Raw genomic sequence first — 20,758 nt, 5'->3', positions numbered from 1 at the left:
CAAAACCTCCCTTAATACGCGACTGACGGCAGCCATGTAGCCAGTTGTGGCCAGAGGAAGACGAAGAACAGACCGGTCAATTGCAGGATTACAAAGGGAATGATGCCTTTGTAGATATCCGTCAACTTGATCTCGGGCGGGCAGACCCCTTTCAGATAGAACAGCGCAAATCCCACCGGAGGTGTCAGGAACGAAGTTTGCAACGTCACCGCAACCAAAATCACGAACCACACCAGCACTGGCTCATCGATGACGCCAAAGCCGTCGATATCCAGACCTAACCCGTTCACGATGGGGCGCATTAGGGGCAGGACGATCAGAGTGATCTCGATCCAGTCCAGCACGAAACCCAGCAAGAAGACAATAAACAGGATCATGAAGACGGTACCATTCGGGCCAAAACCCGTGCCTTGGATCATCTCTTCGATCAAAGCGTCGCCGCCCAGTTCACGCAGAACGTATGAGAACACTGTCGCGCCAAGGAAGATCGCAAAGATATAGGCGGTAGTGTTGAAGGTGGCTTTCAGCACGTTCACCAGTTTGGCCAGCGTCAGTTTGCGATAACCCAGCGCCAATAGTGTCGCGCCCAACGCGCCCACGCCTGAGGCTTCGGTCGGTGTGGTCAGGCCCCCAAAGATCGACCCCAAAACGGCAAGGATCAGTGCCAGCGTTGGCAGAACGGCGATCAGCACGTCCTTGACGGCAGCCCAATCGGGACGGGTTGCGCCTGCGGGCGCCGGTGCCACGTCGCGTTTGATCAACGCGATCACGAATATATAGGTCAGATACAGCGCACCTATGATCACGCCGGGGAAGACGGCAGCCATGAACAGATCACCCACCGACAGCGCCATCTGGTCCGCCATAATCACCAGCATGATTGACGGCGGGATCAGAATGCCCAGCGTACCCGATGCACTAACCACACCGGCAGCCAGAGATGGGTTATATTTCTGCTCCATCATCGAGGGCAGCGACAGCACGCCCAGCAGAACAACCGAGGCTCCTATGATCCCGGTCGATGCGGCCAGAATGATGCCGATCATCGTCACCGTGATCGCCAGACCGCCACGCACCGTTCCAAACAAGCGTTGCATCGAAGACATCAGCCGCTCGGCTACGCCGGATTCGTCCAGCATCAGACCCATGAAGATGAACATCGGCAGCGCCACCAGAACCGCGTTCGACATCGTGGCATAGACCCGGTTCACCACCGCGCCCAGCGTCAGATAGTCGAGCCCAGTCAGTGTTTCCTCAAGGCCCGTCCAGTTCATCATGCCGTTGTCGAACAGATAGGCGAGACCGCAATAGGCGACTCCAACCCCGGCCAGCGTCCACGCAACGGGGAAGCCGGTGAACAGTAGCGCAATGAATGTCAGGAACATGGTGATAACCAGCTTTTCCTCGGTCGTTTCGACCAGGAAGGTCAGCGCAGTTGCCACCACAGCAAAGCACAACAAGGCCCAAAAGATCAGGCGCAAGCCCTTGCCCTGACGCTCTTCGCTCAGATTCATGAACAGCGCGTGGATATCATGGATCAGGCGTGCGCCCGCTGCCAGAGCCAGCAGGACAAAGCTGGCCGGGATCACGCCCTTCAAGGCCCAACGTGCTGGCAATCCGGTGGGGCTGTCCGAGGATTCGTTGACCCGCCAGCTTTCATAGAAATAGTCATAACCCTGATCGATCATCAGATAGATGAACGGCACTATCAGAGTGAAGATGCCGATGATCTCGATAATCCGCCGTGCGCGCCGGCTGAGCTGCATATGCAACAGGTCGACACGCACATGGCTATCGGTGACCAAGGCATACGAGATTCCCACCATCGTCACGAGCCCGTAGAAATGCCACTGAATCTCGTCCAGCTTGGGATAGTTCTGGTTCAGCAGATAGCGCATCGCAACTTGCGAGACGATGGCCGCCACCAGCAGAAGATTGGCCCACATGACCACATGACCAATCGCTTTGACGCCATTGTCGATAGCAACGGCCAGTTTTTGGCGGTCCGGCTCCCCATGCTCAAGGATGCTTTCATAGACTTCAATTGGGTCGTCCTGATGACGCTGTGTCTCGGCCATGGTCTCCTCCTCAAGAGTTCGGCGATGGGGACGTGAATGCGTCCGGCTAGTTCGGGAAAATGAAGAAAATCAAGAGTGCCCGAGGGCGGCGGGAGGGGCCGCCCTCAGACGATCGCAAGTGGTTAATTTACTTGCGGGGGAGAAACGCGTTCTCTTTCCAGACGGCGTAGCCATCACGGAACTCGGTCATGTCGGCCAGAACTCTGGCGAAGAACTCATCGTTGGCTGCCTGCTCTGCTGCAACCTCTTCCCAAGTCGTGCGGAAAATGGTCAGCATCTCATCGTTCCACTGCTTGATATGAACGCCGTTGTTTTCGACGTTATCCAGCAGGGCGGCGTGTTGGATCGCCTCACCCTCGGCAAAGCTGTCGGCCATCGATGCCTTACAGGCGTTTTCGATGATCGCCTTGTGCTGGTCGCTGGTTTCGTTCCAGACGTCCTTGTTGATCATCAGTTCAAACACGGTCGCTTGCTGATGCCAGCCGGGAAAATAGTTGTACTTGACCAGCTTGTGGAAACCCAGACGTGCATCGATCGCAGGCATCGAAAACTCTGTCGCGTCGATCGCGCCCTTTTCCAGCGCCGGGAAGATTTCGCCACCGGGTAGCAACGAGGTCGCAACGCCTAGCTTCTGCATCACCTGACCACCCAGACCAAAGAAGCGCATCTTCAGGCCGTTCAGGTCCTCGGGGCTGTTGATCTCATTCGCGAACCAGCCCGAGGTTTCGGGGGCAATGATCGCACAGGGGATGACATGGACGTTGAAACCCGCCTGATCATACATCTCCTGATACAGGCTCATACCATTGCCGTAATACAGCCACGCCATGTATTCGCCCGCCTCAGGTCCAAATGGAACGGCCGAGAACAGCGGCGCGGCAGGGATTTTACCCGCCCAATAGCCCGCAGTGGTGTAGCCCGAGTTGATCTTGCCCGAAGAAACCGCATCAAGAATTTCAAACGGCGGGACCAGCTTGCCAGGTTCATAAACCTTCATCTTCAGCGTGCCGCCGGACATCAGGTCCAACTGCTCAGCCACGCGCGGTATCGGCGAACCAAGACCCGGCAACGCGGTCGAAAACGCGATCGGGGTCTTAAGCAACAATTTGTCTGCCGCGTGTGCAACCGGTGCTGCAAGCAACGAGGCAGCGACGGCAATCGAGGTCAGGGTCGTCTTCATGAATTCTCCTCCAAGGTACAGATCAGCCAAGGGTCTGGCTGCAACTCTCGCTGTGTGCACAGCTTAATTGGTAAATATTCTTTACCATACACTTCAGTCAACAATTTTATTTACCACTAGAGGTACATCGAAAAGGTTGATTTCGTAGCCGGGCAGAGAAAATCTCTTAGATTTATCTGGGAAAAAATTCTGAATTTAGCAGAAACAATAGCTTACATACATTGAGAGCATCCGTATTTCTGGGTAGTTTTTCTTGCATTGCAGGGCCTCAGTGGTAAACTTAATATACATCCCGAGTGCTTCTCTTTTTAATCGACGGATAAGAACCATGAGCAAGAACAGCCTCTTTGATCCCGTAGGTCACGAATCAATCGCCGATGCAGTCGTCGCGCAAATTGAGACGATGATTGTTGACGGCATCCTGAAAGAGGGGCGCAAAATCCCATCCGAAAGGGACCTCGCCGAAGCTCTGGGCGTTTCACGCCCCAAACTGCGCGAAGCACTTCAAACACTGGAGAACCGTGACCTTGTTGCTGTGCGCCATGGTGAAGGCACATTCATTGCCCCGCTCACCGGGCGGGCTATGTCCCCCGCCCTGCTGTCGCTTTATGCCCGCCACGGCAGTGCGTTCTATGACTATCTCGAGTACCGGCGCGAACAAGAGGCCTTTGCCAGCCGTCTGGCGGCGCAGCGCGCCACACAATCCGACAAGGAACGCATCGCGGAAATCATCGACGACATGCAGAAAGCATGGGAAGAGGACGATCAGGATGCCAGTGAAGAGGCCGATTTTCGGCTGCACGCGGCCGTTGCCGATGCCAGTCAGAACACAACCCTCATCCACATGATGGCGTCGATCTACGACCTCACACGTCAGGGCGTATTCTATAACCGACGGTTCCTGCGCGCGATGGATGGCACGGGCAAAGCGCTGCTGCAGCAGCATAAGGAAATCGCCCAGGCCATTATCGATGGCGATCCGGACCGCGCCGAAATAGCCGCCCGGCACCATATGGACTTTGTTGAATCCTCATTCCGTGTCGGTCAGGAACAGCAGGCCCGTGAAATCCGCGCCGCAAAGCGGCGACAGTTTTTGGCCTGAGGCCAAAAGCAACAAGGATCAGCAAGATGTTCTGGCTGAGCGGAGTATGGTCATCTTGGGCCTGACCAAACTGCGGCATTGATCTGAAGGTGCCAACGGATTTGCGAACTCTCGCAATCGCAGGGCTTGCCCAATTGGATGAGTCTTTTCATTTAATCTCAATCCGGCTCATGCCGCAGACACTTTTCCAAAGCTTCTTCCAGCGCCTTGATATCTACCTGTTTGGCAAACCGTTCGACCGAATTTCCCCCGGATTGCCCGGTCAGATTCAGGTTTTTCAGCAAAGTGTTCCAGTCCGGCACATCACGCTTCAACGCGGCGCGCAACAGGACCTCGATCTTGCGAATGTACCAAAGTGTCAGAGAGGTAACCCGAATATCTGGAGGCATATTGTTAGGTACGTGAGCAGCGATCGCTGTGCTTGCACATGCCATCGATTCTGAGGCCACATAAAAGGCCTGTGCCGCGCTGTTCGGATTCACGTATTTGGCGCCTTCATTGATCAACGCCCCACCCGCCAGAACCAAGGCGAGGTCTTTCCCGGAAATCGACGCGGCACTTCCAAGCGCCGCCCCGCCGGCCACCGCAATCAGCCCCGCTGCGGTCAGATCCCGATTACGCGCGGCTTCGTCACCCAGTCGTTTGTAAGCATCTGAAAGCTGCAGCGCATAATATGCCGTACGAATGGGATCGCGTTCGAGCAGCAGACTGGTGGATTGAAACGTGTCTGGCAGCGCTTCATAGGCGCCACCGACCGATACAGAATGCTGGATGGTGTCACCGGACGTATTGGCCAAGACCACCTGCTCTGCGTTAAAAGCCCTGTTCTCGTAGGCACAACCAGACATTACGGCCATCGACACCAAGGTCGGCATCAGGCATTTGAATACGGGTTCCATCAAATTCCCCCATGAAAACAAACAATAGAATAGACAAAACTATACAATCACAGGGTGCCTCAGGCAAATTTGGGCTCGCATGTCGTTATTCAGGTATTGCCCGATCGCAGTTTTGCGGTCAGCGCTGGCGCCTCTGAACAGTTCGCGCAGGTGCCTTGTATGTTCCGAACTCAAAACTGTAACGGCTTCAGGGTTTCACCCTCTTCGCCGATATCTTTCCACGAAAACTGCGCGATTGCGTTGGGTAAAGGTTCGTAACTCTCGTGCCCGCCAGAACGCACACAAAGGCCGGCAATTGTCAGGATGCAAACAGGATAACATGCCTTTTATTTCACCGGTATTGAAAACGCAGAATTATGTTTTGACAGTTAAGTTCATAAGCTCTCGGTTGGGTCGCCCCAACGATCCTTGAGATGCTTGATGATCTGATCGCGAGTCTGGCGGTAGTGGCCTAGCTTTTCCGTGCGCGTCTCGCCCAGTCCAGTGGGATCCATTATGGGCCAATAATCAACCTCGAGATGAAAAAACCGCGTCAACTCCAGCGCCTTTCGCTGGCTGGCTGGCGACAACGCCACGATCAGGTCGAAGGAACTGAGGTCATCGCCCCATTGTTCCATCTCGTCGAAGGACCGTGACCGATGGCGCGACAGTTCCACATCCAGTTCCTGACAAACAGCTATGCAGAAACCGTCAATCTCCAGATCATTGTGGACACCGGCGGATTGCACATAAGTGCCGGTACCATAGAATTTCTTCATGATACCTTCGGCCATGGGCGAGCGGACCGAGTTGTGGTCACAGCAGAACAGGATCGACTGCGGCAGTGACGTCACCCGTTAGCCTCCGAAATGCAGCACGCAGATCAGCGTGAACAGGCGGCGGGCAGTGTCGGTATCGATGTCAGCTTTGCCCTCCAGCCTTTCCTGCAATACGCGGCTGCCTTCGTTGTGGATACCGCGACGAGCCATGTCGATCGTTTCGATCTGGCTGGGTGGCAGGTTCTTCACCGCATTGAAATAGCTCTCGCAGATCTGGAAATAATCTTTGACCACCTGACGAAACGGACCCAACGAGAGGTGAAACTCGGCTGCCTTTTCGGCCGCTTCGGTGGCGATATCGAAAACAAGCCGTTTGTCACGAATCGACAGTTGCACATGGTAAGGTCCGTCGGGGATCGCACGATCGTCGCGCACGGGCAGCGTGAACGAGTTCTCTTCGAGCAGATCATAGATGGCAACCTTGCGCTCCTGCTCGATCTCGGGAGTCGGCGGGGGCAGATTTCGGTCATCCAGTTCGATATGAGAAATACGGGTCATCTTAACGGTCACAATCCTTGCGTCTGCACAGACCTATAACAACGAAATTCGTTGAGCAACGCACAGAAGCGCCCCCAGCGCCGAGTCTTTGCGTCACTTCACCCGTTCAAGCGCTTAAGACGCGCCGTGACCGACAGACCGTGCGCCTCCAGGCTCTCGGACCTTGCCAATATCTCGGCGGCCGGGCCGATGGCCCGCAGGGCCTCAGGTGTCATCTGGCTAAGCGTGGTCCGTTTGAGGAAGTCCATCACGCTGAGGCCGGATGAAAACCGCGCAGACCGCGCAGTCGGCAGCACGTGGTTGGGTCCGCCGACATAATCGCCAATGGCCTCGGGCGTGTATTGCCCAAGGAAGATCGCGCCTGCGTGGATGGTGTGCTTGCTCAGCGCAACCGGATCAGCCACGCAAAGTTCAAGGTGTTCTGGCGCAATGCGATTGGACAGAGTGGCGGCCTCTTCCAGGTTGCGGACGGTGATTACCGCACCGAAGTCGCGCCAGCTTGCGCCAGCGATGGCGCGGCGTTGCAGGGTCTCAAGACGTGTCTCGACCGCCTGCGCCACGGCCTGTCCGAATTCTGTATCATTGGTGATCAGGATGGACTGGGCACTTTCATCATGTTCGGCCTGACTGAGCAGATCCAGCGCGATCCAATCGGGGTCGTTGTCCTTGTCGGCAATGACCAGAATTTCGGAAGGGCCTGCAATCATGTCAATGCCAACCTTGCCGAAAACCCGGCGCTTGGCCGCGGCAACAAAGGCATTGCCCGGCCCGGTGATCTTGTCGACCGGCGCGATGGTATCGGTGCCATAGGCCAGCGCTGCAATCGCCTGCGCCCCTCCGATGCGATAGATTTTGTCCACGCCCGAAAGTTGCGCCGCCAGAAGAACCAGAGGGTTCACCTGCCCGTCCGGCGTGGGCACCGCAATGGCCAGTCTTTCCACCCCTGCAACCTTAGCCGGAATGGCGTTCATCAAAACCGAGGACGGGTAAGATGCCAAACCGCCGGGCACATAAAGCCCCGCGGCCGAGACCGCCGACCAGCGCCAGCCCAACGTTGCGCCTGCCGCATCCGTCCATTCTTGATCTGTGGGCATCTGACGTTCGTGATAGGCACGGATACGCTCGGCAGCCAATTCCAAGGCCGTGCGTTCGACCTCTGTCACCTGATTGACTGCCTCTGCAATCTCAGATGCGCTGAACGCCATGGTCTCTGGTGTCAGGTCCAGCCGGTCAAACCTGGCGGTCAGTTCGATCACCGCTGCATCGCCTCGGGTCCTGACATCTTCTATGATTTGTGCCACGACCACATCCACATCGGGGCTATCTTCGCGCTTGGCAGACAAAAGTGCCTGAAACGCGGTCTCGAAATCAGCGGAAATCGTGTCGAGGAAAACAGGCATGTCAGATACTCCGGGTGCGTTACAACGGGTCTTATCGTCGGGGCCCGACGGTCTCAACCCTTAGCCCGAAGGGTGCAACGATTTGCGCATCGGAAATTGTGGGATGCCATGCAATTCTGTAGGCACTCCATCCCGGCGCCAGCCCAGCGCATGATAAAACGCAAGCGCAGTTTTGGTCGCGCGCAAATGAGCCTCGGCACAACCTCTTCCACGCAGCACTTCCTCCATCCCGGCCAGCAAGGCAGACCCAAACCCGCAACCGGATTGGTCGGGATCTACATAGAGCAGAGTGACCTCGCCCTCATCACGCAGACCTCCGACAGCAACAACCTCAGCACCCTTTGTGGCCACCCAGAGTTCCGCACCGGAAACGATCCGGTCCTGGATCGTGGCGGGATCTTTGTTGGCGATCCACAAGTTGAGTTTTTCGGGATCATCCTGATGATCGATCTGACAGAGTTCGCGGATCGAGCAGATCAGGACGCGGCTTATCTCAAAGACATCGAACACGGTGGCCCGACGCAGATCGACATCCTGCGATGATGGTGAAAACACCTGCGCTATGCCGCGCTTATTGTTCAATCTGGATGCTGCGGGGCCTGACCCGACGGTGCAACATAGGGTCGCGTGACATCCTTGAGCGTGGCATCTATTGCCTCAACTGACAAACGGATCGCCCCATCACCAGCCAGAGTCATAAGGATTTGCCCAGCGCCATCCTTTGCCGGTTCGAATTCAACCGATAACAAGGACAAGATCATATCCTTGTCGCTTCGATTGATTCCCTGGCTGGCCACGGAGAGAACCGAACCAAAAACCAACACAGACTGAACGCGTTCAAATGCGCGACCGCGCCGGGTGGCGGCATCCTTGTCTTCCCATCGGAATCTATTCAACAACAGGGCAAAACGACGCTCGGATGGGCGCCATGTCATCTCGGTGACCGGAAAGACTGCATCCTGCGTCAAAGTCGCGATGACCTGCAGGTCATCTGCATCCTCGGCACCCAGGTTCAGAGGCGCCTCGCGCCCATCTTCGAAACTTGCGTCTGTCATTGTCCCTTAATCCGTTCAATCTTTGCGCCAACACCTTCCAGCTTACGCACCACATGCTCATATCCGCGGTCCAGATGATAGACCCGGCTTACTGTCGTCTCACCTTCAGCTGCCAGCCCCGCAAGGATCAGCGAGACCGAGGCCCGCAGGTCCGTCGCCATCACCGGCGCGCCTTTCAGACGCTCAACTCCGGTGACAGTGGCGGTGCCGCCATGGACCTCGATATTGGCGCCCATGCGCACCAGTTCGGGCGCGTGCATGAAACGGTTTTCAAAAATGCGCTCTTCAAGGACCGAGACTCCCTCGGCCGTACACATCAGCGCCATCATCTGCGCCTGCAGATCAGTTGGAAATCCGGGAAAAGGTTCTGTGACAACATCAACTGATGTCACGCGCCCGTTCTTACGCGCCACCTTCAGGCCCTTTTCGGTTTCAGTGACACTGATCCCCGCCGCGTCCAGCTTGGCAGCGAAGCTGTCTACCAGCGACATACGTCCACCGAGCAGTTCGACCTCGCCCCCACACATGGCCGGAGCCAGCATATAAGTGCCCAGTTCAATCCGGTCAGTCACGACCTGATGGGTTGCACCGTGCAGACGGTCGACACCCTGAATTTCGATAGTCGGGCTGCCCTCGCCTGAAATCTGCGCACCCATCTTGCGCAAACATTCGACCAGATCGACAATCTCGGGCTCGCGGGCAGCATTCTTCAGAACCGTAGTGCCCTTGGCCAGCGTGGCCGCCATGACGATATTCTCGGTCGCCCCCACCGAGGCAAAGCGCATCTCATGCACAGCCCCTTTCAGCCCACCCGGCGCCTTGGCGTGCAGATAACCGTCCTTCAGTTCAATCTCGGCGCCCAGCGCTTCCAACCCTTCGACATGCAGATCCATCGGGCGCGCGCCAATCGCGCAGCCACCGGGCAGAGACACAACAGCCTGTCCCAGCCGCGCAAGCATCGGGCCCAGCACGAGGTTCGAGGCCCGCATCTTGCGCACGATCTCATAATCCGCCGTATGGCTGGTCAGATCGTGGCTCGACATTGCCAGCACTTGTCCCTCCTGCAGCGAGGACACCTCGGCCCCCAGCGATTGCAAAAGCGCAGTCATGGTCTTGATGTCACTGAGACGCGGCGCATTGGTCAACGTCAGCGGTTCTTCGCTGAGAAGTGTCGCGGGCATCAGCGTCAGACACGCGTTCTTGGCCCCCGCAATAGGAATTTGCCCGTTCAGCGGGCCATTCCCCGTCACCAGAATCGAATCCATCTGCTCTTATCCCTCGTCCTTGCCAGCTTTGTCATCCGAGACCGCCCGCGCCTTGGCCTGCGCCTTGCGCCGCGCCATATTCGCCTTGAGCGCCGCTTTCAGCCGCTCTTCGCGCGCGTCCCCGGATTTGCCGTGTTTTTTGGGTGAATTTTTATCTGCCATTGTCTTTCTCTACAGCAGTGGAAAAAAACCGTCCAGACACCCTTGCGCCGCGTTTCGTTTGGGTCTAATCACCCGCCCACAGCGCTGCTGTAGCTCAGAGGTAGAGCACTCCCTTGGTAAGGGAGAGGTCGAGAGTTCAATTCTCTCCAGCAGCACCATCTCGCTTTTTTACGCATTTGACTTCCTTTGGCACTTTGAAAGGGAAGACAAAATTGGTAGTTCCATCCCCTTCATTCCGGCTATTCCGAATTGCCTTTTCAAAGGTCAATTGAAGTGCTGAACCGCGCACCGTCAAACTGTCTTTTTTGTATGTTTCATAGGGCTTTGACACCTTTGTTGTTTACAAGCTTGATCGCTTGGGGCGTTCAGTACAGCAGTTGTCTGAATATGTGTTTGTCTCGACAATAAACGCGCTGACTCAAACGAGCGCACACGCACAAGAAGTACAGGCCTTTTGTTGGCTGAAAAGCCCCACGCACTGGCCAATTGAGTCTGGGTTTGCCAGTAGTCTGAGAGCGTGTTAATGACGCGCTTGTGACAGTCCGATCCCGACCATCAGCTCGTCTCATACGACGCACAATCCTATGAGAATCGACCGGCGGAACCGGCAAATAACCAAGGAGTTTCAAATGTTTGGTTTGCGGAATGTGTCCGCTCGGCATATTATAGTTACGGTGGCGATCCTGAATTTTATCATGGTCGTTGTTGGCTATATCGGGCATGACAACCCCACCAAGCATTACCGCGAGGGGACGATAGGCACCCATATCTCCATTTTGCTTCTCGCATTGATTGCCTTGGTAAATTTTCAGATTTTTCTGCGTCAGAAACACGTCATTTGGCTGTTGATTTCGCTTGGCTTTGCCTTTCTTGCATTTGATGAAGGTTTTGAGATTCATGAGGGTCTGGACAAGGCTTTTCATCGCTACTTCGGGATTTCGCAGACCAGCCTGACCGACCGGATCGATGACATCCTGATCGGTATTTACGGGCTTATCGGTGCAGGCATTCTGTATCGCTTCCGTGCGGAAATTTTGCGCTACAAAGTATTGCTGCAGTACCTGTTGCCCGGCTTCGCGTTTCTGGCCGCCTCGGTCGTGTTCGACGCCGTGACAAACGATAACGCGCTGTTTCTATGGGCTGGCATCCCCGAAACCTATGTGCTGGACGTCAAGCTGCCGCTTCGCGCGCTTGAAGAGGTCTCTAAACTGATGGCCGAAGCAATTTTTCTGGCTGGGTTTGTACAGGTATTTCGGCAGGTCAAAGCAGACGGTGACCATACGGCTGGCAAACCCTTGGATGAATCCGCATCGCGACCAGTCAAATAGCGTAGTTGGCCGGAATGCAGGTGGGGCCATAACGAAACAAATTCGGGCCTTATGATATTCGGTTCAGGGTGATCGTAGGCGATCTGATAGCAGTAGCACCCGGTGAGGTGCTGCATTAAGGTCGCGCGGATATCGCATTTGGGAAACACGAAATGAAAGTCGCAACCGCCGCCTACAACCTTGATTGGCTCGACAGTTGGGCGCAGTACGAAGACAAGCTTGCGGCCTGGGTATCCGGCGCCGTAGCCGAAGGCGCTGATCTTCTGGTATTTCCCGAATACGGGGCGATGGAACTGTCGACGCTCGATGGCCCTGAAATCGCCGGCGATCTTGAGCGCTCGATCCGTGCTGTTTCTGATCGGATGGAAGAGGTGCAAGCAGTTCATTCGCGTCTCGCGACCGCGTACAACACATTCATTCTGGGTGCGTCAGCCCCCGTAATCGAAGGGGCCGGCCGACCGGTGAACCGCGCCGTCTTCTATGCCCCCGACGGTCGTCGCGATCATCAGGACAAACAGATCATGACAAGGTTCGAGCGCGAACCCTGGGACATTGCCTCTGGCGGCCCGCTGAAACTGTTTGATACGGCTTTGGGCAAAATTGGCATTCTTATCTGCTATGATAGTGAGTTCCCGCTGCTCGGGCGCGCCCTGCAGGACGCGGATCTGATTCTTGTTCCATCCTGCACCGAAGCCCTGTCAGGCTATTGGCGGGTAAGGATTGGCGCCATGTCCCGCGCGCTGGAAAATCAATGTGTTACGGTGATGGCATCTCTGGTCGGCCACAACCTCTGGTCCGGTGCAGTCAACATCACCACCGGTATGGGCGGCATCTTCGGCCCGCCTGATATTGGGTTCCCTGAGACCGGCGTTTTGTCTCAAGGAACGATGAACCAACCCGGCTGGACTTATGCCGAAATTGAACCGGCGGCTATCACCAATGTCCGAGCCAATGGGCGTGTGTTGAACCGCAGTCATTGGGCAGAACAGTTACCGCGGGCCGATTCAGTCACAATCTGCCCCTTTTAGGTAATTCCGCCCTTGAAATAAGGCCGAAATAAGCTCATTTAGGCGCACATCCCCGCAGATTCTGCGGGTGCAACGTAATTATGGAGACAACATGGCCAAGGAAGATACGCTCGAATTTCCCGGTGTCGTGAAGGAACTCCTGCCTAATGCGACGTTTCGGGTCGAGCTGGAAAACGGCCATGAGATCATCGCACATACGGCAGGCAAGATGCGCAAAAACCGCATCCGTGTTCTGGCTGGCGACAAGGTTCAGGTCGAAATGACCCCCTATGATCTGACCAAGGGTCGGATCAACTACCGCTTCAAGTAACGTCCAACACATGGCGTTTATCCTCGGATCGGGCAGCCCCAGGCGGCTGGACCTGTTGGCACAGCTTGGCGTACAGCCCGATGCGATCCGCCCTCCGGACATCGATGAAACGCCCCTGAAAGGTGAGCTGCCTGTCCCTTATTGCAACCGGATAACGCGGGCAAAGGTGCAAGCCGTTCAGGCAGATAGCGGTGATGTCACGCTGTGTGCCGACACGACAGTCGCATTGGGGCGTCGCATTCTGGGCAAACCCGAAGATGCCGGGCAAGCAGCCGAGTTCCTGCACGCGTTGTCCGGTCGACGCCATCAGGTGATCACCTCCGTCGCAGTACGGCGCGGCGAAAAGATCGTGCAGCGCGACGTGGTTACCCAGGTCAAGGTGAAACGCCTGTCCGACACCGAAATCAATGCCTACCTTGCCACGGATGACTGGCAGGGCAAGGCAGGGGCTTATGCGATTCAAGGGCCCGCAGGCGCCTTTATCCCGTGGATATCGGGCTCGTTCACCGGCATCGTTGGCCTGCCCTTGTCTGAAACCGCCGCTTTGCTGCAAGGTATCGGCTACCCTTTATATAGCGAGGCATCATGAAAGGCCGAACCATAATTCTGGACCACATCCAAGACCGTGAAGCTGCGGCTCTGATGGTGGATGGTTTCCTCGAGGATTTCCTGATTGCTGCAGACGCGCCCGCGCCCGGCACGATTTACTGGGCTCGCGCCGATCGTCCGGTCAAAGGTCAGGGAGGGATGTTCCTTTCGACCCCCGATGGCCCCGCTTTCCTGCGGCAAGTCAAAGGATTGGCGCCCGGCGCAATGATGCTGGTTCAGGTGACGGGACATGCCGAACCAGGCAAAGCCATACCGGTCACGAACCGCATTCTATTCAAAAGCCGCTATGTAATCGTGACACCAGATGCGCCAGGTCTGAACATCTCGCGCCGTATACGAGATGACGATGTGCGGGACCAGTTGCTGGAAATCGCGCATGAACAGATGGGCGACAATGCGCATGGCCTGATCCTGCGTTCTTGCTGTCATGGGGTCGATGCCGATGAGATCGCCGAAGATATCGCATCCATGCTGGCTTTGGCTGAGCAGGTGCTGAGTGATACGGGCCCAGACCCAAAAGTCCTGAGTGAGGGCGATGGTCCACATGTACTTGCGTGGCGCGATTGGACGGATCAGGCCGAGGTCGTGACTACCCCGGGCGGCTTCGAAGATCACGGCGTGCTGGATGCGCTCGATAAGGCACAGGGGATTTCTGAGGTGCTGCCCGGGGGCGGACATCTTTATATCCAACCGACTCGTGCATTGGTCGCGGTGGATGTGAATACCGGCGCTGACACTTCTCTTGCCGCAGGCACCAAAGCCAACTTCGCCTGCGCAAAGTCTCTGCCCCGTGCCCTGCGTGTGCGTGGCTTGGGCGGCCAGATCACATTGGACCTTGCACCGATGCCCAAGAAAGATCGCCGAGGTTTTGAATCCGCCCTGCGCGCGGCGTTCAAGTCTGATCCCGACGAGACGATTCTAGCCGGCTGGACTCCGCTGGGCCACTTTGAACTACAGCGCAAACGTAGCCGTATCCCTTTGACCGAGATCCTGACATGAGCTGCCCGATCTGCGGAGCTGAGGCACTCCGTGCCTTCCGCCCGTTCTGCTCGAAACGTTGTTCCGATATCGATCTGGCAAAGTGGCTAAATGGCTCTTATTCCGTGCCATCGCAACGCGAAGAAGACGCCGAGTTTCCTGACGAAGCAGCCGAAAGCCAACAACCCCGCCCGCACTGAAAAAATGTCAAATAGCCTCTGGACACTGCCAGTAGCAAGTCATAGAAGGCCTCCACCCAATGGCAAATGCCATTCCCGTGCCCGGGTAGCTCAGGGGTAGAGCAGTGGATTGAAAATCCTCGTGTCGGTGGTTCGATTCCGCCCCCGGGCACCATTTCCAACAGGTAGGCTACTGTTTCTCTTCAGCTTTCACTGAAGCTGACTGGACGTGCTGGAACTCTTCGATCTTCAGAAGGCGGAGGACTATAAGCAATCGGTTTAGGTTTGATAGTGCCAGACCAATGTAAGTTCCTTCCGCCCATTTCAGATAATTGAATTTTCTGCTACCATCCCCACAATCATTCCGCGCTGCTTATTTTGATAGTTATTTCAAGGCTTTTTTGAATGTAGCGCTGCTATGTTGAGAATTGTCAGAAAATGTTAATTTCAGGCAGTCTCCTAAGTTTAGGGGGGAAAATGGACCAACTCAAAGCTTGGCTGGATCGTCATTCCTTAAGCAAACACTACGATGTGTTCGCTAAAAACTCTGTAGACCTAGAAATCATATCAGATCTTGAAGAGGCCGACTTCGCTGAACTGGGTCTAAACATGGGTGATCGAAAACGCATGATGCGTGCACTAAGAACCTTTGATGAAGCCTCTACGAGTTCTCCGGGTCGAACCAAAACTAAAACACCTGTTCAGAGTGTCACAGACCAATCTGGTAATATTGTAGACACCACGGAGAAACTGCATCTGACAATGATGTTTGTGGACCTGGTAGAATCCACTACACTTTCAAGTGAGCTTGAACTGGAAGACTATCGCGACGTGATACATCAGTATCAAAGAGTTGCACTTGAAGCGATTGGTCAACATCACGGGCACGTGGCTCAGTTCATCGGAGATGCGGTGACCGCCTATTTCGGATATCCCACAGCTGCTGAGGATGATGCTGAAAGAGCTGTGCTTGCAGGTTTGGATATCTGCGGTGGAGTTAGCAAACACCTTTCCGTAGCGGGCCGCACCATTCAAGCAAGAATCGGAATAGCCACCGGTGATCTTGTCGTTGAAGAACAATCGATACGCGAGGGATTGGCTTACGGTGATACGCCGAATTTGGCGGCCCGAATCATGGCAACAGCCCAGCCAGGAAAAGTTGCGATTAGCGACCGAACGAAGAGATTGTTGGGCACTTCGATTGAGTGTGAGTGGCTTGGCGAGTACAAGTTGAAGGGTTTTCAGAAACCTCAAGGGGTTTGGTCTGTGAACGAAACTACGGAAACAGGATTGCGGTTTCGTTCACGTCAGAAGCATGCGATTTCACCAATGGTCGACCGCGAAGACGAAATGCGGTTGCTCGAAAGCCGGTGGAGGGCAGTTTGTGATGGCCAAACACAGACTGTTCTACTTTCGGGAGAAGCCGGCATAGGTAAGTCGAGGCTTGTCGAGGAACTGGGGACAAGGATTGACGAAGACGGCGGGAACCGACTGAACTTTCAGTGTTCTGTTCACCACAAAGGTAGCGCGCTATTCCCCCTTGTCTCGCTAGTTAACCAAGCGGCAAGAATTCGACGCTCGGACGCGCAAGAACAGCAAGCAAGCAAACTCAGACGCCTACTGAATGGTTGGTTTTCTGGGCCAGACAATGAACGCGCATTTGCGTTATTTGCAAATCTTCTATCTATCCGGACAGATGTAAGTGATCGGGTAAACGACCTGTCGCCCGAACAACTTAAAACTCAACTGAATCAACTATTGGTAAATCTTGCGGTCCGACTTTCGGATCGGCGCCCTGTATTATTGCTATTTGAAGATCTTCATTGGGCGGATCCATCTACTGAAGAGTTGATCGATTTACTGATTGAGCGTCTTGACCAGCATCGTGTCATGATCTTGTGTACGTCGCGACCCGAATACAAGCTACGTTGGACTGGGCTAGCAAGCGTGACGTCCCTCACTGTGCCGCGACTAGATGATCACTTTGCCCGCCAGATGATGCGTAATGTGCTTTTGGGCGAAATTGCTGCTCCTGAAATAGAAACACAAATCATCCAAAAGTCCGATGGTGTGCCGCTGTTTCTCGAAGAAATGGCCCATATGGTCCGGCGACGCTTGAACGACGCCGACTCAGCACACAATGAAAGTGATATCATCTCGCTGCCTTCGACTTTGAAAGACTTGCTGCGCGCGAAGATTGATGGGCTGGTGACCGCTCGGGAGGTAGTTCCTGTTTGTGCGGCGATCGGGCGAACGATTTATCCATCCATGGTTCACGCGGTCACTGGGTTATCTTTCGATCAAGCACGCAGTCAATTAGACTATCTCTCTGAAGTTGACATTCTCGTGCCTCGTGGAAATCAACCGGATCGAAGTTACTCCTTCCGGCATGCTTTGATACAAGATGCCGCTTATGATCTGATGCTAAAGAGCCGCGCCAAAACTCTACACCGACAGATAGCCAAAGTGATTGTCGCCTCTTATCCTGATATGGCGCTCCAACAACCAGATTTGCTTGCCCAGCACTACACGCTTGCCGGTATGCCCGCCGAGGCAAGAGACTCATGGCGTGACGCAGCGATCCATTCAGCAAGTCGCTCCGCGACAGAAGAGACTATTCAACATCTTGAAAACGCTCTCCATCAAAATAGTAAATTGGGTAACCAGGAATCAGAAATCGCACTCCGAAAGATGTTTAATGTGGCATTGAACACGCGTGCGTTTGGTTCGCGCCCGGTCCTTGAGAACATGGCCCGATTGCATGAGTTGCTTCTCAGTTCGGCAACGGTACCTGAGGATGCGTTTCTCGCTATTCACGTTCAATTTGGCGTGCAGTTGATGCTGGGCGACGCTGCGAACGCGCTAAAGATGTGTGATGATTTTGATCGAATTGCGGAGGACTGCAACAATCCGACAATGAAGGCGGTTGGCAACCACAATCGCGGAATGGCGATGTTTATGCTGGGAAATTTTTCAGCTGCGATTGCCCAATTTGACAGTGCGCTCGAACTACGCCGACACTGCACGGTCGAGGATGTCTTGCGATTTCACGCAGCTGATATAGGGCCAGTTGATGCAGCAATGCGCTGTTGGGCCCAGTCCTTGCGTGGTGATGACCCCGACGATGTTCGCGTCGGGATTGAGACCGTAGTCATAGGATTGAACTCCGAGCAGCACGAGTTTTCGCGATGTTATGCTCTTAATATTCTTGCTACGGCTTACCAACCTTTGGGTGATATCGACGCGTTGCTAGATTTAATCGAAGAGGCATCTAAGATCAGCAATGAACACAACTTTAAGTACTGGGAAGCTTGGAGTGGAATAATTCGTTCATGGGCTTGGGCGTGTTCTGGAGAGTCTACACTTGCAATTTCTGGCCTTTTAGCTGGGATCGATGCTTATCTGGCCACAGGATCGACACAGATCACGCAATATGCATACACTCTACTCGCGGACACCTATCTTCGCGGTGGTGATGCTGAGCGCGCTCTCGCTACAATTGAAAAGATGAAGGCGGACCAAAAAGAGGGCGGAGTTGCCTATCATTTGGGTGTTGCTGCCCAAATAGAGGCCAAAATCCGTGCAGTAGTTTAACATTGCTGCGGAAGGGAAATACAGCACGGTAGGCTTTTGGTACTGCCGACATAATGTGCGAATTCGCTCATCGCATTCGATGTAGGAGTTTGCGCAAGGCCATCCTCTAGCAAATCACGTGCAAATTAGGCTTATCTGTGCTATTGACTGTTCATTATCGATGGTGGGCGCAAAGCACCCGGATTGCAGGGTTAAGTTCTGCTGGTGCGCTAAATTTATCTTAAATTGTTGATTATTGGTGCCTTTTTCAACGATTTATTGCTTTGTGGAGGGTTTCATGACCACAAGTATTTGCTTCGTTCTCCGCCGAATGGCATTTCTGACAACACCGATAGGCTTAGCTGTTTCGACATTGGCTGCATCCCAGGCAATGAGTCAGGAGCAGGAGACGCCAAATTTGCCTCCAGTCAGTTACAGCTACATTACCGAGGATTCAGAAGAACGGCAGTTCTTTGATCTTGGAGAGCTGTCAAAGTCACTTTCAGGCCAAGAATTCAGCCTCGAATCCGTAAATAGTTTATCAGCGAAAACCGTTGATGATCTCGAGGCGCTGAGGGATTCTCCTCCTCCATTTATTGAGCGGCTCCTGGCAGACGAAACAACTGCACCGCTTGCCGAAGGTCTGTTCTTGGGTGGAATGTCGAGTGCCGCAGCGATTGCGATTCTCAACGTTACATCCATCGGCAAGGAAAAGTGTAAGGCGTTGGGCAAAGAGTTGTATGGAGCACCGACACTCGGAAGTAGTTCCATGCGTGCTGTACAAAACGCAATTCACGTAGATACAGGAACAGGGCTTGGGCGCGGTGAATTTGACATCCGTACAACCAAGTTTGTTATGTGCCGCGATCCAATGACGAATACTTACGAAGGAGTTCCGATCAACGTTCGCTGGACTTTCAATGTGAATGGTAAAAGCCTTCAATCTGAAACCACCGGAAACTTCTCTGATCCGCCCCCCAACAATGGGAACTACAAACAGCGTTTCCTTGCCGAAGGGCTCGGGATTCAACTAGTACTGATGGTAATCGACGGTACGCCGCTTCCGCCAGATAACCTAGCTTACTTGGTTGTTCAGGACGCCTGTATCGACATCTGGTTTGTAGACGAAGTCAGCGGCCCTGATATCTGGGTGCCAGTTTCAATGCCGGGCAGCGGCGTGTTTTGTGCGGGCGGCTATTGCAAAGACGTTCCGCCGCGATTGGATGCGACCCAATAGCAACCGCGTCCTTTGTCAAGCAGAGTGCGAAATGAAAATTTCGCATAGCAAACACTGACACGGTCGCGATGAAGTCGAGAGTTTCTGTTTCGGCTGTATCCTTTGTTCGCGTACAAAAAAGCAGACTTTGCGTAAAAAATTGTTTGTTGCACAGAACTCAGGCGACCGTGGGCTATGGAAAACGAACGCGCCGGTAGAAGCCTGAATAAGGTCTGGCCCTGCCGCGGTTTGATACCGCTCCCTTGATAGCACCTACTGCGGCAAAGGAGATGAACTATGGGTCTGAAGCGGGCAGACAAACTCCCGCCTAGAGGCTATCAAGATACTGTACGGATCGCCACTGACCAGTGAGCTGACGCGTAAGCAGGTGACAGCAGATTTAGGCGTTGGGCTATTGACGCTAAACAATTGGATCACGGCGCATCGAGACACCGATATGAATTCGAAAGAGGAGTTTTGAACCTCGCTCAGGAGAATGAACGCCTTCGACGCGATACAACCGCCATGCCGGGTCCATCCAAAAGGAGCGATTCAAAACCACCCGTGAACTGGCGCAGGTGGAGCGCAAGATCGACCATCTTGTTGACGCCATCAGTGATGGAATGTTCCACGCTAGCATGAGGGACAAACTGACAGTAATTGAGATCCGTAGATCGGAGCTCCAAAGCACCGTCAACTCAGCCTCAGATGACACACCGGCTTTTCTGAATCCCGGCCTTTCCGACGTGTACCGCGAACAGGTCGCCAACTTGACCATGACATTGCGCGATTCATCGTCTCAAACTGGAGCTACCACCATCACTCGGCGAGTGTTATCAGAGGTCGGTCGATCCCAGAGGGAGAAGCCTATACGATTGAGATGTATGGAGAGCTGCCGGGCTTGCTTTCACAGTGCTTCCATCGCCATCGTGACAATGCAAAGCCTCGCGCTGATGGGGCGTTTAAGATTTGTTTTGTGTAGTTTTTTTGGTTGCGGGAGTAGGATTTGAACCTACGACCTTCAGGTTATGAGCCTGACGAGCTACCGGGCTGCTCCATCCCGCGACACTGTATTTGACC

General features: G+C 54.5%; 19 protein-coding genes, 3 tRNA genes and 1 pseudogene. 12 read left to right on the top strand and 11 right to left on the bottom strand.

Annotated elements, in window-relative coordinates; translation table 11 throughout:
• Positions 1-11 precede the first annotated feature (11 nt).
• The gene (locus BLU89_RS19850; protein WP_074739282.1) at positions 12-2,078 is read right to left on the bottom strand and encodes a TRAP transporter large permease subunit; all 2,067 of its coding nucleotides are present in this window, start codon (positions 2,076-2,078) and stop codon (positions 12-14) included.
• Between the two features lie 127 nt (positions 2,079-2,205).
• The gene (locus tag BLU89_RS19845) at positions 2,206-3,258 is read right to left on the bottom strand and encodes a TRAP transporter substrate-binding protein (RefSeq protein ID WP_074739281.1); all 1,053 of its coding nucleotides are present in this window, start codon (positions 3,256-3,258) and stop codon (positions 2,206-2,208) included.
• Between the two features lie 328 nt (positions 3,259-3,586).
• Between BLU89_RS19845 and BLU89_RS19840 the strand changes: the two genes are divergently transcribed.
• Positions 3,587-4,360 (top strand): FadR/GntR family transcriptional regulator, encoded by a 774-nt coding sequence (locus BLU89_RS19840; RefSeq protein ID WP_074739279.1) that lies wholly within the window; start codon positions 3,587-3,589, stop codon positions 4,358-4,360.
• 158 nt (positions 4,361-4,518) lie between these two features.
• Here BLU89_RS19840 and BLU89_RS19835 read toward each other — a convergent pair whose 3' ends face one another.
• From BLU89_RS19835 to BLU89_RS21615, 8 genes are all read right to left on the bottom strand, one after another.
• On the bottom strand, positions 4,519-5,259 hold the full coding sequence (locus tag BLU89_RS19835) for a hypothetical protein (protein ID WP_074739277.1): 741 nt from the start codon (positions 5,257-5,259) through the stop codon (positions 4,519-4,521).
• A gap of 374 nt (positions 5,260-5,633) precedes the next feature.
• The gene (locus BLU89_RS19830; protein ID WP_074739275.1) at positions 5,634-6,092 is read right to left on the bottom strand and encodes an arsenate-mycothiol transferase ArsC; all 459 of its coding nucleotides are present in this window, start codon (positions 6,090-6,092) and stop codon (positions 5,634-5,636) included.
• A gap of 3 nt (positions 6,093-6,095) precedes the next feature.
• Positions 6,096-6,575, bottom strand: a complete 480-nt coding sequence (locus BLU89_RS19825) for a UPF0262 family protein (RefSeq protein WP_074739273.1) — start codon at positions 6,573-6,575, stop codon at positions 6,096-6,098.
• A 98-nt stretch (positions 6,576-6,673) separates the two neighbouring features.
• Complete coding sequence (gene hisD, locus BLU89_RS19820) at positions 6,674-7,975, bottom strand: histidinol dehydrogenase (RefSeq protein WP_074739271.1); 1,302 nt, start codon at positions 7,973-7,975, stop codon at positions 6,674-6,676.
• Between the two features lie 60 nt (positions 7,976-8,035).
• Positions 8,036-8,557, bottom strand: a complete 522-nt coding sequence (locus BLU89_RS19815; RefSeq protein WP_074739269.1) for a GNAT family N-acetyltransferase — start codon at positions 8,555-8,557, stop codon at positions 8,036-8,038.
• Positions 8,554-9,030 (bottom strand): DUF2948 family protein, encoded by a 477-nt coding sequence (locus tag BLU89_RS19810; RefSeq protein ID WP_074739267.1) that lies wholly within the window; start codon positions 9,028-9,030, stop codon positions 8,554-8,556. The genes BLU89_RS19815 and BLU89_RS19810 overlap by 4 nt, the downstream gene beginning before the upstream one ends.
• A complete protein-coding gene (gene murA / locus BLU89_RS19805) occupies positions 9,027-10,295 on the bottom strand; it encodes a UDP-N-acetylglucosamine 1-carboxyvinyltransferase (RefSeq protein ID WP_074739265.1) in 1,269 nt (422 codons plus the stop codon). Before murA ends, BLU89_RS19810 begins: the two co-directional genes overlap by 4 nt.
• Positions 10,296-10,301: 6 nt before the next feature.
• The gene (locus BLU89_RS21615; RefSeq protein ID WP_176797736.1) at positions 10,302-10,457 is read right to left on the bottom strand and encodes a hypothetical protein; all 156 of its coding nucleotides are present in this window, start codon (positions 10,455-10,457) and stop codon (positions 10,302-10,304) included.
• Between the two features lie 83 nt (positions 10,458-10,540).
• On the opposite strand from BLU89_RS21615, the gene BLU89_RS19800 reads away from it, so the two are divergent.
• The 11 genes and pseudogenes from BLU89_RS19800 to BLU89_RS21415 all read left to right on the top strand — a co-directional run.
• Positions 10,541-10,615: transfer RNA gene (locus BLU89_RS19800), tRNA-Thr, on the top strand.
• Between the two features lie 471 nt (positions 10,616-11,086).
• Positions 11,087-11,785 carry a hypothetical protein gene (locus BLU89_RS19795; protein WP_143030636.1) on the top strand — a complete coding sequence of 233 codons (699 nt, stop codon included), beginning with the start codon at positions 11,087-11,089 and terminating at the stop codon, positions 11,783-11,785.
• A 152-nt stretch (positions 11,786-11,937) separates the two neighbouring features.
• The gene (locus BLU89_RS19790; protein WP_074739261.1) at positions 11,938-12,813 is read left to right on the top strand and encodes a carbon-nitrogen hydrolase family protein; all 876 of its coding nucleotides are present in this window, start codon (positions 11,938-11,940) and stop codon (positions 12,811-12,813) included.
• Positions 12,814-12,904: 91 nt separating this feature from the next.
• Complete coding sequence (gene infA, locus BLU89_RS19785) at positions 12,905-13,123, top strand: translation initiation factor IF-1 (RefSeq protein WP_005978431.1); 219 nt, start codon at positions 12,905-12,907, stop codon at positions 13,121-13,123.
• A gap of 10 nt (positions 13,124-13,133) precedes the next feature.
• Positions 13,134-13,712, top strand: coding sequence for a Maf family protein (locus tag BLU89_RS19780; protein ID WP_074739259.1), 579 nt, complete (start codon positions 13,134-13,136; stop codon positions 13,710-13,712).
• On the top strand, positions 13,709-14,731 hold the full coding sequence (locus BLU89_RS19775) for a ribonuclease E/G (protein ID WP_074739257.1): 1,023 nt from the start codon (positions 13,709-13,711) through the stop codon (positions 14,729-14,731). Before BLU89_RS19780 ends, BLU89_RS19775 begins: the two co-directional genes overlap by 4 nt.
• The gene (locus BLU89_RS19770) at positions 14,728-14,910 is read left to right on the top strand and encodes a DNA gyrase inhibitor YacG (protein ID WP_074739255.1); all 183 of its coding nucleotides are present in this window, start codon (positions 14,728-14,730) and stop codon (positions 14,908-14,910) included. Before BLU89_RS19775 ends, BLU89_RS19770 begins: the two co-directional genes overlap by 4 nt.
• A 79-nt stretch (positions 14,911-14,989) precedes the next feature.
• Positions 14,990-15,064: transfer RNA gene (locus BLU89_RS19765), tRNA-Phe, on the top strand.
• Positions 15,065-15,366: 302 nt separating this feature from the next.
• Positions 15,367-18,483, top strand: a complete 3,117-nt coding sequence (locus BLU89_RS19760) for an adenylate/guanylate cyclase domain-containing protein (protein WP_176797735.1) — start codon at positions 15,367-15,369, stop codon at positions 18,481-18,483.
• A 277-nt stretch (positions 18,484-18,760) separates the two neighbouring features.
• A complete protein-coding gene (locus BLU89_RS19755; RefSeq protein ID WP_074739251.1) occupies positions 18,761-19,699 on the top strand; it encodes a hypothetical protein in 939 nt (312 codons plus the stop codon).
• Positions 19,700-19,975: 276 nt separating this feature from the next.
• Positions 19,976-20,194 (top strand): annotated as a pseudogene (locus tag BLU89_RS21415) (IS3 family transposase); the annotation flags it as partial.
• Between the two features lie 472 nt (positions 20,195-20,666).
• On the opposite strand, the gene BLU89_RS19745 reads toward BLU89_RS21415, so the two are convergent.
• Positions 20,667-20,743, bottom strand: a tRNA-Met gene (locus BLU89_RS19745).
• Between the last annotated feature and the right edge of the window lie 15 nt (positions 20,744-20,758).

It is taken from the genome of Ruegeria halocynthiae (assembly GCF_900106805.1).
GTDB classification, from domain to species: Bacteria; Pseudomonadota; Alphaproteobacteria; order Rhodobacterales; family Rhodobacteraceae; genus Ruegeria; species Ruegeria halocynthiae.
This window is presented reverse-complemented; position numbering and strand designations above follow the sequence as displayed.

Bases quoted from the DNA above. Each gene is read 5' to 3' on its own strand.
- BLU89_RS19850 (WP_074739282.1), bottom strand. From the start codon at position 2,078: ATGGCCGAGACACAGCGTCATCAGGACGACCCAATTGAAGTCTATGAA.
- BLU89_RS19845 (WP_074739281.1), bottom strand. From the start codon at position 3,258: ATGAAGACGACCCTGACCTCGATTGCCGTCGCTGCCTCGTTGCTTGCA.
- BLU89_RS19840 (WP_074739279.1), top strand. From the start codon at position 3,587: ATGAGCAAGAACAGCCTCTTTGATCCCGTAGGTCACGAATCAATCGCC.
- BLU89_RS19835 (WP_074739277.1), bottom strand. From the start codon at position 5,259: ATGGAACCCGTATTCAAATGCCTGATGCCGACCTTGGTGTCGATGGCC.
- BLU89_RS19825 (WP_074739273.1), bottom strand. From the start codon at position 6,575: ATGACCCGTATTTCTCATATCGAACTGGATGACCGAAATCTGCCCCCG.
- hisD (WP_074739271.1), bottom strand. From the start codon at position 7,975: ATGCCTGTTTTCCTCGACACGATTTCCGCTGATTTCGAGACCGCGTTT.
- BLU89_RS19810 (WP_074739267.1), bottom strand. From the start codon at position 9,030: ATGACAGACGCAAGTTTCGAAGATGGGCGCGAGGCGCCTCTGAACCTG.
- murA (WP_074739265.1), bottom strand. From the start codon at position 10,295: ATGGATTCGATTCTGGTGACGGGGAATGGCCCGCTGAACGGGCAAATT.
- BLU89_RS21615 (WP_176797736.1), bottom strand. From the start codon at position 10,457: ATGGCAGATAAAAATTCACCCAAAAAACACGGCAAATCCGGGGACGCG.
- BLU89_RS19795 (WP_143030636.1), top strand. From the start codon at position 11,087: ATGTTTGGTTTGCGGAATGTGTCCGCTCGGCATATTATAGTTACGGTG.
- BLU89_RS19790 (WP_074739261.1), top strand. From the start codon at position 11,938: ATGAAAGTCGCAACCGCCGCCTACAACCTTGATTGGCTCGACAGTTGG.
- infA (WP_005978431.1), top strand. From the start codon at position 12,905: ATGGCCAAGGAAGATACGCTCGAATTTCCCGGTGTCGTGAAGGAACTC.
- BLU89_RS19780 (WP_074739259.1), top strand. From the start codon at position 13,134: ATGGCGTTTATCCTCGGATCGGGCAGCCCCAGGCGGCTGGACCTGTTG.
- BLU89_RS19775 (WP_074739257.1), top strand. From the start codon at position 13,709: ATGAAAGGCCGAACCATAATTCTGGACCACATCCAAGACCGTGAAGCT.
- BLU89_RS19770 (WP_074739255.1), top strand. From the start codon at position 14,728: ATGAGCTGCCCGATCTGCGGAGCTGAGGCACTCCGTGCCTTCCGCCCG.
- BLU89_RS19760 (WP_176797735.1), top strand. From the start codon at position 15,367: ATGGACCAACTCAAAGCTTGGCTGGATCGTCATTCCTTAAGCAAACAC.
- BLU89_RS19755 (WP_074739251.1), top strand. From the start codon at position 18,761: ATGACCACAAGTATTTGCTTCGTTCTCCGCCGAATGGCATTTCTGACA.